12 protein-coding genes are annotated in these 13,145 nt (G+C 65.7%); 2 read left to right on the top strand and 10 right to left on the bottom strand.

The window, feature by feature from the left end:
* From IPG63_06525 to ttcA, 5 genes are all read right to left on the bottom strand, one after another.
* Nucleotides 1–1,050 carry a DUF2167 domain-containing protein gene (locus IPG63_06525; protein MBK6726906.1) on the bottom strand — a complete coding sequence of 350 codons (1,050 nt, stop codon included), beginning with the start codon at nt 1,048–1,050 and terminating at the stop codon, nt 1–3.
* Nucleotides 1,051–1,059: 9 nt separating this feature from the next.
* Nucleotides 1,060–1,569 (bottom strand): hypothetical protein, encoded by a 510-nt coding sequence (locus IPG63_06520; protein ID MBK6726905.1) that lies wholly within the window; start codon nt 1,567–1,569, stop codon nt 1,060–1,062.
* Between the two features lie 69 nt (nt 1,570–1,638).
* Nucleotides 1,639–2,406 (bottom strand): M48 family metallopeptidase, encoded by a 768-nt coding sequence (locus IPG63_06515; protein ID MBK6726904.1) that lies wholly within the window; start codon nt 2,404–2,406, stop codon nt 1,639–1,641.
* A 30-nt stretch (nt 2,407–2,436) separates the two neighbouring features.
* Complete coding sequence (locus IPG63_06510; protein ID MBK6726903.1) at nt 2,437–3,351, bottom strand: recombination-associated protein RdgC; 915 nt, start codon at nt 3,349–3,351, stop codon at nt 2,437–2,439.
* A 77-nt stretch (nt 3,352–3,428) separates the two neighbouring features.
* On the bottom strand, nt 3,429–4,340 hold the full coding sequence (gene ttcA, locus IPG63_06505) for a tRNA 2-thiocytidine(32) synthetase TtcA (protein MBK6726902.1): 912 nt from the start codon (nt 4,338–4,340) through the stop codon (nt 3,429–3,431).
* A gap of 97 nt (nt 4,341–4,437) precedes the next feature.
* Between ttcA and IPG63_06500 the strand changes: the two genes are divergently transcribed.
* The gene (locus tag IPG63_06500; protein ID MBK6726901.1) at nt 4,438–4,647 is read left to right on the top strand and encodes a DUF465 domain-containing protein; all 210 of its coding nucleotides are present in this window, start codon (nt 4,438–4,440) and stop codon (nt 4,645–4,647) included.
* A 3-nt stretch (nt 4,648–4,650) separates the two neighbouring features.
* Here the strand turns inward: IPG63_06500 and plsB are convergent, their stop codons facing one another.
* The 4 genes from plsB to IPG63_06480 form a co-directional block, all read right to left on the bottom strand.
* Nucleotides 4,651–7,164, bottom strand: coding sequence for a glycerol-3-phosphate 1-O-acyltransferase PlsB (gene plsB, locus IPG63_06495; GenBank protein MBK6726900.1), 2,514 nt, complete (start codon nt 7,162–7,164; stop codon nt 4,651–4,653).
* Between the two features lie 37 nt (nt 7,165–7,201).
* Nucleotides 7,202–8,113, bottom strand: coding sequence for a hypothetical protein (locus tag IPG63_06490; protein ID MBK6726899.1), 912 nt, complete (start codon nt 8,111–8,113; stop codon nt 7,202–7,204).
* Nucleotides 8,114–8,368: 255 nt separating this feature from the next.
* Complete coding sequence (locus IPG63_06485; protein ID MBK6726898.1) at nt 8,369–9,364, bottom strand: hypothetical protein; 996 nt, start codon at nt 9,362–9,364, stop codon at nt 8,369–8,371.
* Nucleotides 9,365–9,423: 59 nt separating this feature from the next.
* Entirely contained in the window at nt 9,424–11,406 is a 1,983-nt protein-coding gene (locus IPG63_06480) for a UvrD-helicase domain-containing protein (protein MBK6726897.1), read from the bottom strand.
* Nucleotides 11,407–11,495: 89 nt separating this feature from the next.
* Here IPG63_06480 and IPG63_06475 point away from each other — a divergent pair, with 89 nt between their 5' ends.
* Complete coding sequence (locus IPG63_06475) at nt 11,496–12,122, top strand: thymidine kinase (GenBank protein ID MBK6726896.1); 627 nt, start codon at nt 11,496–11,498, stop codon at nt 12,120–12,122.
* Nucleotides 12,123–12,276: 154 nt separating this feature from the next.
* Here the strand turns inward: IPG63_06475 and rpoH are convergent, their stop codons facing one another.
* On the bottom strand, nt 12,277–13,137 hold the full coding sequence (gene rpoH / locus IPG63_06470; protein MBK6726895.1) for an RNA polymerase sigma factor RpoH: 861 nt from the start codon (nt 13,135–13,137) through the stop codon (nt 12,277–12,279).
* Nucleotides 13,138–13,145: the final 8 nt, after the last annotated feature.

The raw sequence follows: 13,145 nt of genomic DNA, 5'->3' as shown, positions 1-13,145 counted from the left end.
TTAGTCGTCGACGCGATGCTCGTCGGCGATGACTTCGCCGAGGTCGTATCCGGAACTGTCGTCGACCAGCCAGGTGTAGTCGGCATAGGTCGAATCGGCCGCGAACTGCGTCTTCGCCGCCATCAGGCGCACACTGCGCAGGCACAGCTCGCGCGAACCGACGAACTGCTCGCGCATCCGATACCAGACCTGCGCCTCTTTGCCGAGCTTGATCGCGTAGCAATCAAGCAGCAGCGAGGTCTCTCCGCCGTAACTCATCTCATCGACCCAGACCGCGCGATCGAACTGTGCGTCGTAATTCGGCGGCTCGACGAAGCGCTTGAACAGGAAGCTGACGCCCCCCGCGGCAAGCGCGCGGGCGGACAATTTCGAGGTGGCATCGCCCTTGCGCCGTTCCAGATCGCTGGCGTCGACGCCGGACGCCTTCACGTGGCCACGTTGCTCGGCATACACCTCGACGTACCAGATGGTGTCGAGCTGAGCCAGGTCCACGCGCTCATGCACCAGCCAGCCGATCACACCCAAGCCCGGGAAATGCCGAGTGCCGGACAGGCTAGCGCGTAGCGGCGCAGCCTCGATGAACCGCCAGTGCTCGGGCACTTGAAGCTCCGCGCCGGTGTCCGCAAGTGCGAGCTTGCCGCGCTGCCGCTTGAGCTTCGCCGCACGCTGCGGCCAGCGTGCCGTGGTTTCGGCGGCGTCGGCCGCGGCCGTCTCGCTCTGCTCGCGGAATGCGGCCACCTGCGCTTCGTAGGCCTGGGATGCCGCAGCCTTGGATCGGCTACTGGAAGAGTTCCACAGCCACGCGGCGATCAGCAGCCCGACCAGCGGCAGCAGGATGTCGTACTCGGTCCCACGATGGCGGTAAGCCAGATAGCCGAGCGGCAACAACGCCGCGTAGGCGACCAGCCCGTAACCGGTGACACTGGCCACCGCGATCCCGACCAGTGGCAGCAACGCCACCATCAGGCCGCGCCAAAGTGAGAGCTTGGCGGCAATGATGCCGGCCCAACCGGCGAGTACCAGCAGCAGAACCGTGGCGATCATCAGCATGGCAAACCCTCAGATCCGTTCCAGGGAGGCGATGGCATTCTTTTTCAGCGTCATCAGCGCACCGCCACTGCGCTGGGCCACACTGATCTGGACCTCGTTGCCCTTGACTGCCTTGACCTGCCCTTGCCAGACACGGCCGTTGTAGGTCCTGAGTTTGACCCACTGACCGACCAGCAAGCTCAGGTCTTCGAACTGGATCGGTCCGATCGGCGGCAACTCCACGACCGGCGCCCCGGCATCGGCCACGGTGGCGTCGGCGGGCGCCGCAGCGGCCACCGGTTCGGCCACCGGCGTCAGCACCATGTCGTCGCCCGGCACCACCGGCAGCCCGGTAACGGGATCGATCAGCGGCTGGCCATCGGGACCGAGGCCTTGGGCGGCGAGCGCGTCGATCTCGGCCTGGGTCGGCCCGTAGCGCTCGTGCACGATCTCCTCGATGCGCTTCTCGTCTTCGTCCGGTGTCTGCGCCGGAACCACCAGCGGGATGCAAAGCAACAGCAGCAGCAGATCCACACGCATGTCGTTTCCCGTTGCAGGCGATGAGCAAGGCTAGCGCACCCGGACCGGGTCGCGCACGCGGCCCCGTTCTCAATCCATGTCTTCGCCAATCCAGCGCGAAAGCTCGTGCTTCACCGCATGGCCGTGGCGATTGAGCCAATCGCGCTGGGTCTCGAAGTCGGTATCGACCGCGGCAACGCGCGCCCAGAAGCGCGGCCCGTGGTTGCGCACCCACAGATGCGACATCTCATGCACAACCACGTATTCCAGCGCCTCGGGCGGTGCCAGCATCAGCGCCAGGTCGAGGTTCATGCGGCCGTCGGCGCTGAGACTGCCCCACAGCGTGCGCATCGGCTGGAAGCGCAGCGCGCTCGGCTGCTTGCCGACTTTCAATGCGAAATAAGCCGACAGTCGCGCCACTTCCCGCCGCATCTCGCGCAGCAGGAAGGCGCGCATGGTGCGCTGGCTGATGCGCAGGGCGTCGTCGTGTGCCAGGTCGAGCGCGAAGTCGAGCCCTCCCGGGCCGACCTGGATGCGCGGAAAGCGGTCGTGCTGCCACAGCACTGGCAGTTGCACACCACGCCAGGTGAACGTCTCGGTACGCCCGGGCACCGGTGGCGCAAGCTTGCGCCCGGTCAGTTCGAGTTCGCGAAGTTTCTTCTGCAGCCAGCCGGCGTGCTCGCGCAGGAAGGCGCGCACAGTGGCCGGATGCGTGCCCGCAGGCGCTGACACCCGCGGCCCACCGGCGCCGATGGTGAGCGACAGTCGGCGCGCTCGCGGATTGGTCTGCGCACGCACGCGCACGGTGCGCCCGTTCGGCGTTTCCAGTTCGACGATGTCCGACAACAACTGCGCCATGCCGACCTCGCGGAGTCGGCGAACCTGGCCTCAGAGCGACTGCGGCCGTGGCACGCCGAACGTGGTTTCGATCGCGGCGAGCAGACGCGCCACCTCGCCACTCATCAACGCGAAACGCGCGTCCAGTTCGGCCTTGGCCGAATCGCGGTCGCCCTTGTCGAGCTGTTCCACCGCGATATCGAGCAGCTTGAACTTGCGCACGGTCAGCGTGTCGTCGAGCACGAAGCGCATCCGCTCCTCGAACGTGAGTGCAAGCTGGGTGACCTGCTTGCCGCTGGTGAGATGCTCGCGCATCTCGTCGGCCGCCAGATCCTGGCGTCGACAGCGCACGATGGCGCCACGGTCCGCCGGGTCCTTCAGCTCGCATTCGTCGCCGAGTGCGAATCCTGCCGGGAGCTTACCCTCGATCATCCACTCCGTCATGAGCGCTCGCGGCGATTCCTCGGGTTCCAGACCAACGGCGGGAAAACTGCCGATGGCGTTGCGCAGGGCTGAGACGAAACCCTCCGCGGCCTTGCGCGAACTGCTGTCGACGACCAGCCAGCCCTGGGCGATATCGAGGTAGCCGGCGAGACGGCTCGGTCGAGCCAGCGCACGGGGCAACAGTTCGGTGAGGGCATCGTCCTTCAGCTTGCGGCGCTCCCGGGCGCCAACCGGGCGGCCGCGCTGCTTTTCGATTTCATCGACTTTCTCGGCAATATGCTGGTTGATTACCGCCGTTGGCAGCAACTTGTCCTCGCCACCCAAAGCCATCAGGGCCAGTTTGCCCTGCTCCAGCGCCAACATCGACTCGCCGCGCCCGTACGGCGAGACCCAGCCCCGGGTCTGCAATTCGAGCGGGCCGCAGGGACGAAGCTCGTGCTCCGCGAGTTGGGCGTCGAGCTGCTGGAAGCGCTTCTCGATGCCTTCGGGAAAGCGGAACAGGGTCAGGTTTCGGAAAAACATGCGGCGTTACTCCAGCAATGAGCGTGCTCGCCGCCGACCGGCGACGAGGAAAAAAGTCAGGCGATGTTGCAGTCGGCTCAGGCCTCGAGGATCTCCAGCCCGCTCACGGGCGTCGCGGGTACGGCGCCGCCCGCGTCGCCTTCGCGAGAATCCCCACCCAGCCAGACGCTCCGGTCAGCGCGCGCGCCGCGGCCGGTGCTGATCGCGGCAAAATCGTACAGGTCGCGATCCGCAAGATGCGATGGGTGGACGGCGGCGAGTGCGCGGAAAGTATTTTCGACGCGTCCGGGTGTCTTGCGCTCCCAGTCCGCGAGCATGGCCTTGATCGCCTTGCGCTGCAGGGTTTCCTGCGTGCCGCAGAGGTTGCAGGGCAGGATCGGAAACCGCTTCGCGGCGGCGTAGGCGGCGATATCGCGCTCGGCACAGTACGCGAGCGGGCGGATCACGATGTGGCGACCATCATCCGAGCGCAGCTTCGGCGGCATCGCCGAAAGCTTGGCCTGGTGGAACAGATTCAGGAACAGGGTCTCGACGATGTCGTCGCGATGGTGACCAAGCGCGATCTTGCTGCAACCGGTCTCGGCCGCGTGCGTGTACAGGGCACCACGCCGCAAGCGCGAACACAGGCCGCACAGCGTCTTGCCCGCAGGCACCACCCGCTTCACCACCGAGTAGGTGTCCTGCTCCAGAATGGTGAACGGCACACCGCGGGAGCGCAGATACCCGGGCAGCACCTCGGGCAGGTAGCCGGGCTGCTTCTGGTCGAGGTGCGCGACGACCAGTTCGAAGTGCACCGGCGCCTTCTCCTGCAACTGCATCAGCAGATCGAGCAGGGTGTAGCTGTCCTTGCCGCCCGAGAGGCAGACCATGACCTTGTCGCCTTCCTCGATCATGTCGAAGTCGGCGATTGCCTGACCGACCTGGCGGCGCAGTCGCTTGTGCAGCTTTTGCTGTTCGTACGGGTCTTTGCGGGTCAGGTCGAGGCTCATCGGCGCGCCTCCGGAGGGCCGCGCAGTTTAGCGGCGCCGAAGCGTTCCCGCCCGCGGAGCAGGAGGCTACACTCGGACACCCGCCGCGCGTGACGCCATGACCGAATCGCTCGACCCCGCCTTCATCGCCCGTCGCCTGGTGGAACTGCGCACCGAACACCGCGACCTCGACGTCGCGATCGCCAACCTGGCCGAAAACAACGCTGCCGATGAAATCCAGCTCAAGCGCCTGAAGAAGCGCAAGCTGCGCATCAAGGACATGATCACCTACTACAGCGACAAGCTGATCCCGGACGAGCCGGCGTAGGACTCACGCCGACTGCGGCGGCGGCGTGATCTCGCTGCGGTCCGGCGAGGAGCCGGCGAGCTTCAGGATGGAGTGGCGCAGCTCGCGGCTGAGGATCAGCTTGGAGTCCTGCGCCATCGCGACCATTTCGTCGCCGAACGTGAGCTTGGCGTTGCCGTCGAGCGCAAGCACGCCGCGCTCGCGCATGGTCGCGATGAATCCCTTGAACAGGGATTTGTCGAAGAACTCTGGCGCTGCCTGCGTGTGCAGCAGCGACAGGCGCTGCGCGGTGAGCTGGCACTGGCTCTCGAGTTCGCCGGTCGAGAGTACGCCGGGCCCGGACTTCACCAGCAGCGCCAGCGCGATGTAGTAACGCTCGAACGCCTGCAGCAGCGAGTTGGCAACCACCCGCAACTGATAGGCCTCGTCGGTCTGGCCGATGCGCCGCCGCAATGCCTTGCCCTCGTCCTCGATCTCGAGCAGCCCCTCGGCCGCGAACTGCCCGATCATCGCGTCGATGCGCGCCACCCATTGTTCCTCGCTCCACGGCAGGAACAGCTCGCCCTGGATGAACGGGTAGATGAAGCGGCCGAGGCGCTGCACCGTCGCCCGCTGCAGCCGGCGATTGTTGAGGAAGCAGCACGCCACCCAAGCCGGCGTCGCGAACAAGTGCAGCACGTTGTTGCGGAAGTAGCTGAGCAGCACCGCCTGATCGCCGCTGCTGTGCAAGACGTCGCCAAGCGGATGCTTCACGCGTTCGATCACGCCGAGTTTCTCGCCGTAGGCGATCACGCCGGCGGCATCGAGTTCGGTCATGGTCACACGATCGGAGTAAGGCACGCTCGTGATCAGCCGCTGGCTCAACGCGATCTGGCGCTTCAGGTCGTCCTCGGCCATCGCGTGCTTGGGCGTGCCGAGCAGCGCGGTCGCGAGCAGGTTGACCGGATTCACGTCCGCGGCGCGGTTGATGTTGACCAGAATGCGCTCGGCCAACGTCGCCACCGCGCTGCCAAACCACTCCGGGCGCTCGTCCTTCGCGCTCGCGCGCCAATCACTTACCGCCTCGTCGAGCAGCTGCGTCAGGTACACCGGCTCGCCGAAGCTGACCGTGACCTTGCCGTAGCGCTCGCGCAGCAGCTTCAGCGACTTCAGCAGGCCGAACACCGATTCCTTTTCCTTCTGCTTGCCGGAAAGCTCACCGATGTAGGACTTGCCCTCGAGCACGCGCTCATAGCCGATGTACACCGGCTGGAACACGACCGGGCGGCGCGATTCGCGCAGGAAGCTCTTGACGGTCATCGCCAGCATGCCGGCGCGCGGTTCAAGCAGGCGGCCGGTGCGACTGCGGCCGCCCTCGATGAAGTACTCCATCGACACGCCGCGCTGGAACAGCTGGGTCACGTATTCCGAGAACACCGCCGAGTACAGCGCGTTTGCACGGAAGCTGCGGCGCAGGAAGAACGCACCGCCCTTGCGCAGCAGCGAACCGATCAGCGGCAGGTTCAGGTTCACGCCGGCCGCGATATGCGGCGGCACGATGCCGTTCGAATACAGCAGGTAGGACAGCAGCAAGTAATCGATGTGGCTGCGATGGCAGGGCACATAGATGACTTCGTGCCCCGGCGCGGCCTGCTTCAGGGTATCGAAGTGATGCGTGCGGATGCCGTCGTAGAGCCGATTCCAGAAAGTCGTCAGCAGGAACGACGCCGAGCGCACCGCCGAATGCGAGTAGTCGGCGGCAATCTCCCAGGCAAAAGACCGGGCACGACCCTCGGCTTGCTCGAGTGTGATGCGTTCCTTGCTGGCCAGCGCCAGGGTCGCAGCACGCACGCCCTCGGCATTCATTGCAGCATCGATCACGGTGCGGCGATGCGACAGGTCCGGGCCGATGACCGCCGCTCGCAGGCGCCGGAAATGCGCGCGCATGACGCGGCTCGCCTTGCGCACGGTGCGTTCGGTGTCGAGCCCTTCCGCGACCACGTCACGCAAGCTGACCGCGGTACTGAAATGCACGATGGTGTCGCGGCCATTCAGCAGCAGCGACAGCATGCGGCGAAAGCGCCCGACCACGGCCCAGTTCTCGGAGAACAGGACCCGGAACCAGCCGGACTCGCGCTGCGGTGCGCGCCCGACGAAGATCGAAACCGGCACGACCTGGATGTCGAGATCGGCGTTGGCCTGCACCGCCCGCACCACCTGAGCCAGCCCGGCCGAATGCGTGCGTTGGCGCGGGCGCCGGAAGAACAGGCCCTCTCGGCGCGAGAGTGCGAGCACCGCCCGCGCCTTCGGCAAGTGCCCGCCGGGCATCGGCATCAGCGGTGCCGGCAGACCCTGCGCACGGCAGGCGTCCTCCAGAATCACCGCATTGATGGCGCCGTAGCGCTCCAGCAGGTAGACGACTGGCTTGTCTTTGGCCAGCACCGAGCCCGCGGCGGGCGGCTCGGTGCGCAGCACGACCCAAGGTCGCACCAGCACACCCAGCAGCTTCCAGAACCACGGGCCGCGCAGGCTGCCGGCTACGGCTGGGCGATCGGGCATGGTCGCGCTGTGCATCGGTCCGTACGACAGGCCAGGATCAGCCTTGGGCCGGCGTCTCGCCTTCCTGGGCGACCGCGGGTTCCTCGGTCTCCGGCTCCGCCAGATCCTTCTTCAGGCTTTCCAGCGCATCCTTGCCGTACCAACGGCCGTCGAGCTGGACCATCTCCGATTCGAAGCTCAGCGGCGTCTCGAACATGGTGTAGGTGACCTTGATCTTGGCGGTATCGCCGGCCTGCGACAGCACTTCGGCCTTGGTTGTTGCCAGCACGTCGTCAATCTTGAAGCCGTAGGTCGCGAAGATGTCCTTGACCGCGACGAAGACGATGTCGCCGCGCTGGATCGCCTCGTCGAAACTGAGCGCGCGCATTTCGTCGAAGCTGCCGAGCTTGAGATCGCGCGCCGCCTTGCAAACATGCCCGATGACCTGCTTGGCCTTGGCCGGATCGGCGAACTGCGCGCTTTCCGCCCACTTCGCGAAGGCGTCGATCGAGGCCATCGCCTGGGTCTTCTGTTCCGCGGTCAAGTCTTCGCGCTGCTGCACGCCGGCAGCCAGGATGCCGCGGCCCATGCCGACATACATCGGCATCTGCATTGCTGCCTGTTCCTGGAACTTGAGCAGTTCCGGCTCGACCTTGGCGTAGATCGCGTCCTCGGCACCGGGGGCGGTGAGCTCGGTCATCATTTCCTGATACTTGGCGCGGTCCTCGTCCGAGGCCGGCTCGGCCATTTCGGCCTTCCACTTGACCCGCATCTGCTCGACCACGTCGGGCGGCATCGAGGCCAGGAACGCGCTCGAGAACTCGCCGCTGCGCAGGGCCGCGATCTGGGCTTCCACGGCCGCGGTAGGCGTTGTCGCCGAAGCCAGCTTGGCTGCCGGAGCTTCCTCTTCCTTGTTGCAGGCGGACAGACCGACGATGGCGGTCAACAACAGAGCAAGCAGGCGTTTCATCGCGGGTCCTTGGATCCGATGGGGGGCGGCCATGTTGGGCATCACCAGTGGCGTTGGCAAGTCCCGGAGGTACAAAAAAAATCAGATGGCTCTTTCGAGCCATCTGATCGAACCGGCGATCGCCGGAGGGGGAAGCTTGGGCGCTGTTAGAGTTGTTTGTCGTCGTTATTCGAGGAATCTTATGGACGAAGAATAACTTGAGGCCGCAAGCTTATGCAATACATGAATTGTTCTGCGTTATCACATTGATTAAAGTCACTTTTTATCGATTGGCTGGGGATGCGCCCACCAGTCGACCCCGCGCATCTGACGTGCCCGCTCCAGTCGGCGGCGCTGCATCTGGACCCCAAGGGTCGGGCTGACTGCATCGGTCGCCGCCGCTTCCAGCGCATCTTCCCAGGAGCCGTACATCGGGTTCGGCAACACGATCCAGCGTTCACCCCACCAGCTGGCATGCGTGTCGACGATGCGGTCGCGCTCTTCGCGCGGGGTGTACACGCCGTCGGCGAAATCGCCGAGGTTGTCGCCCATCACCAACACCACGCGGTGCGTAGCCGCCACCGTCCGCCGGCGACTGCCCTTGTCCTTGGTCCGGCCCTCGGCGTCGTTGCGGGTGATCACCTGCGTCGCGCAGTCCTTCAGCGGCAGCTTGGCCTGCACCAGGTTGTTGCAGGTTTCGGTCTTCTCCGGGTCCTTGCGGTTGGTGATGTAGAACACGGTGATGCCGGCCTTGTCTGCTGCCGCAAGCAGCTCCACCGCCCCCGGGATCGGCAATGCCTCACGCTCGGCCACCCAGTCGTTCCAGCGCTGTTCGAAGGCCTTGCGCGCCTCGGCCGGCGGCAGCGCCGGGTCGATCGGGTTCTGGATCAGATCGACACTGAAGGCCGAGTTGTCGAGCACGGTCTCGTCGATGTCGGTGATGATCGCGAGCGGAGCGTCGGCCGGCATCTTGCCCTGCTCGGATTCAGGCAGCGCGCTGAAGGTCGGGTCAGCCTTGGCGATGGCGAGCGTACGCGCCGCCTGATTGAACGCCTGCATCGCCAGCGCGCGGTATTCCGCCGAGGTCTGCGTCCACAGCACGGCGTTGAGACCGTCGTTGGTCGGGTCTTTCAGCGCACCCGGCGGGGCGACGCGCGGAATATCGGACAGGTCGTCCACGGCTGCGGTGGACTTGGTACCGCTGCCACCACCGGCACAGGCAGAGAGCAGCAGAATCGCGCCGATGGCGCCACCACGAAGCATCGATCGCATGCATTTCTCCTGTTCAGACGAATTGTGGAGTGTAGCGGGATGCCCGCCGCGGCGGCGCCTCACGCGCCGTCGAACAGCGCGGCTAATCGCGCCAGGTGCGCACTGCCGCGGGCGCGCTTCTCGATCTGGTCGCGGACCGGATCGTCGCCCTCACGGACCACGTCGGCGGCCGGAAGTTCGTCGAGGAAACGGCTCGGCTTCTGCGCCACCAGCTCGCCGTAGCGCTGCTTGTGCGCGGCGTGGCTCAGCGTCAGGGTGTCCTTGGCGCGGGTGATCGCGACGTAGAACAGGCGCCGTTCCTCGTCGAGGCGGCCCTCGTTGATGGCGCCCTCGTGCGGCAGGGTGCCGTCCTCGAGCCCGACCAGCCAGACGTGACGGAATTCCAATCCCTTGGAAGCGTGCAAGGTCGAGAGACGCACCGCATTGCCGTTGTCATCCCGGTCGAGGTTGCCGAGCAGGGCCAGTTGCGCGGCGAGATCCCCGAGCGCATCGCGACCTTTCCCATTCGCCTTCAGGAAGTCGATCAGCTCCTGCAGGTTGGCGTGGCGACGCGCACGCGCGGCCGGATCCTTGACCGTCGACTCCAGGTGCTGGGCGTAGCCACTTTCCTGGATCAGCTTCTCGCACAGCGCCGCCGCATCGAGGCTGGTCGCGCTTATGCGCCAGCGCTTGATCTGTTCGGCAAAGCTCGCCAGCGCCGACGCCGGGCGTGCCGCAAGCTGCTTGTGGATCTCCATCGACTCGGCCGCACGCGACAGCGACAGCCCGCGCGAGCCCGCGAGTTGGGCCAGTTTCTCGAGCGTGCCGGTGCCGATGTCGCGCTTCGGCGTCTGCACGATGCGTAGGAACGCGCTGTCGTCGTCCGGATTCACCAGCACGCGCAGATAGGCGAGCAGGTCGCGCACCTCGGCGCGGTCGAAGAATGCGGTGCCGCCGGAGACGTGGTACGGCACGCGCAGCAGACGCAAGGCCTGCTCGAACGCACGCGACTGGAAGTTGCCGCGGTACAGGATCGCGAAGTCGCTCCATGGCGTCTTGCGGGTCTGCTGCAGGTGCGCGATCTCGGCGGCGATGCGTTCGGCCTCGTGGGTCTCGTCCTTGCATTGCAGGATGCGCAGCGATTCGCCCTCGCCATGCGCGCTCCACAACTTCTTCTCGAACAGATGCGCGTTGTTCGCGATCACCGCGTTGGCTGCACGCAGGATGCGGCCGCTGCAGCGGTAATTCTGCTCGAGCTTGACCAACTTCAGTTGCGGATAATCGCGCGCCAGCTCGTTGAGGTTCTCCGGGTTGGCGCCGCGCCAGGCATAGATCGACTGGTCGTCGTCGCCGACCGCGGTGAAGCGGCCGCGTGCGCCGACCAGATGCTTGAGCAGGCGGTACTGGGCGCGATTGGTGTCCTGGTATTCGTCGACCAGCAGGTAGCTGAGCTTCTGCTGCCAGCGCGTGCGCACCTCGTCGTTGTTCGCGAACAGACGCTCGGGCAGGAAGATCAGATCGTCGAAATCGAGTGCGTTGAAGTTGCGCAGCCGGCGCGTGTAGGCGGCATAGAGCTCGGCCGCCTCCAGCTCGCGCGGCGAACGTGCCGCGGCCAGCGCCTCGTCCGGATCGAGCCCGTTGTCCTTGGCCTTGCCGATCAACCCGCGCAGCAGTTCCAGCGCGTCCGGCTTCAGCCCGGCCGGCGCCAGGTCCTTGACCAGTGCAAACGCGTCCTCGGCATCGAGGATCGAGAAGCCGCGACGCAGTCCGACATGATTCGCTTCCTGCTGCAGGATGCGCAGGCCGAGCGCATGGAAGGTCGAGACCTGCAACGCTTCCGAGGCTTCGCGCGAGATCAGCTTGCCGACGCGCTCGCGCATCTCGCGTGCCGCCTTGTTGGTGAAGGTGATCGCGGCAATACCTTCGGGCCGATGGCCGTTGCGCAGCAGGTGCGCGATCTTCTCCACGATCACCCGGGTCTTGCCCGAACCCGCGCCCGCGAGCACGAGCATGGGACCGTCGCAACCGGCGACGGCTTCGCGTTGGGCAGGATTGAGGCTCATCGGGACAACCGGAATGCGGGCGCGGATTCTATCCGGGCGGCGGCGACGCGCGCTGCTAAAATCATCGGCCCAGTCCCAAGTACGCAGCGATGGCCAAGCTCTATTTCTATTATTCGGCGATGAACGCCGGCAAGACCACCACGCTGCTGCAATCTGCGCACAACTACCACGAGCGCGGCATGCGCACGCTGATCCTGACGCCCAAGCTCGACGACCGCTACGGCCGCGGCGTAGTGCAGTCGCGCATCGGGCTCAAGGCCAATGGCGTGATCTTCGAGCGCGACGACGACTTGCTGACGCTGGTGCGCGGCGATCTCGAGGCGTACGGTCCGCTGCACTGCGTGCTGGTCGACGAGGCGCAGTTCCTGAGCAAGGCCCAGGTCTGGCAACTGACCGAAGTGGTCGACCAGCTCAACATTCCGACGCTCTCGTACGGCCTGCGCACCGATTTCCAGGGCGAACTGTTCGAAGGCAGCCAGTACCTGCTGGCCTGGGCCGACTCAATCAGCGAGATCAAGACCATCTGCCACACCGGTCGCAAGGCGACGATGGTGGTGCGCGTCGATGAACACGGCCGCGCGCTGACCCAGGGCGCGCAAGTCGAGATCGGCGGCAATGATCGCTACGTCTCGGTCTCGCGCGCCGAGTTCAAGCGCGTGTTCCGCGGCGAGGCCGAGATTCCGCTCAAGCAGACGGAGTTGCCGTTGTCGTCTTGAACCTCGGTTCGCAAAGGGCGGCCACGGGGGGCCGCCCCTACGCGAGGGCCGCGAGCGAATGTAGGGGCGGCCCCCCTGTGGCCGCCCAACGCCCCGCCCCGAAACAGCAAACGGCCCCGAAGGGCCGTTGCGGTAATGCGAATGCGGGCGGCGATCAGGCCACGAACAACGCGCGGATCTTCTTGAACGCGTTCGCCTCGACCTGGCGGATGCGCTCGGCCGAGACGCCGTACTCGTCCGCCAGTTCCTGCAGCGTCGCCTTGTTGTCGGCCAGCCAGCGACGATTGACGATGTCGCGCGAACGCTGGTCGAGTTGGTCGAGGCCATCGCGCAGCAAGTCCAGCTGGTGATCGCCGGAATCCTGCGCGAGCAGGGCTTCATCCGGACTCAGGCTGTGATCGGCAAGGAAGGCCACGGGCGACGGACGCGCATGTTCGTCGTCCTCGTTGGCCGGGGCATCGAAGCCGATGTCGCGGCCATTCAGACGCGACTCCATCTCGCGCACATCGGACGGCTCGACCTTCAACTCACGCGCGACCGTGTTCACTTCCTCGTTGTTCAACCAGCCGAGGCGCTTCTTCGACTTGCGCAGGTTGAAGAACAGCTTGCGCTGCGCCTTGGTCGTGGCGACCTTGACGATGCGCCAGTTCTTCAGGATGAACTCGTGCATCTCGGCCTTGATCCAGTGCACCGCGAACGACACCAGCCGCACGCCTTGTTCCGGATCGAAACGCTTGACCGCCTTCATCAGGCCGATATTGCCTTCCTGGATCAGGTCGGCGATGCCAAGGCCATAGCCCTGATAGCCGCGCGCGACATGCACGACGAAGCGCAGGTGGGCCATGATCAGCGCCTTGGCAGCATCGACATCGTTGTCGAGACGCACGCGCCAGGCCAGGTCCTGCTCCTCGGTGACATCCAGCATCGGCACGCGATTGACCGCGCCGATGTAGGCGTCGAGCGAACCGATGGCGCTGGGGATCGGGAAATTGCTGGTGGTCAGGGCTTGGGACATCGAACTTC

This window comes from Lysobacterales bacterium (genome assembly GCA_016703225.1).
In the GTDB taxonomy this organism is placed as follows: domain Bacteria; phylum Pseudomonadota; class Gammaproteobacteria; order Xanthomonadales; family Ahniellaceae; genus JADKHK01.
The sequence above is the reverse complement of the archived record's forward strand: the minus strand, read 5'-3'. Positions and strand labels throughout refer to the sequence as shown.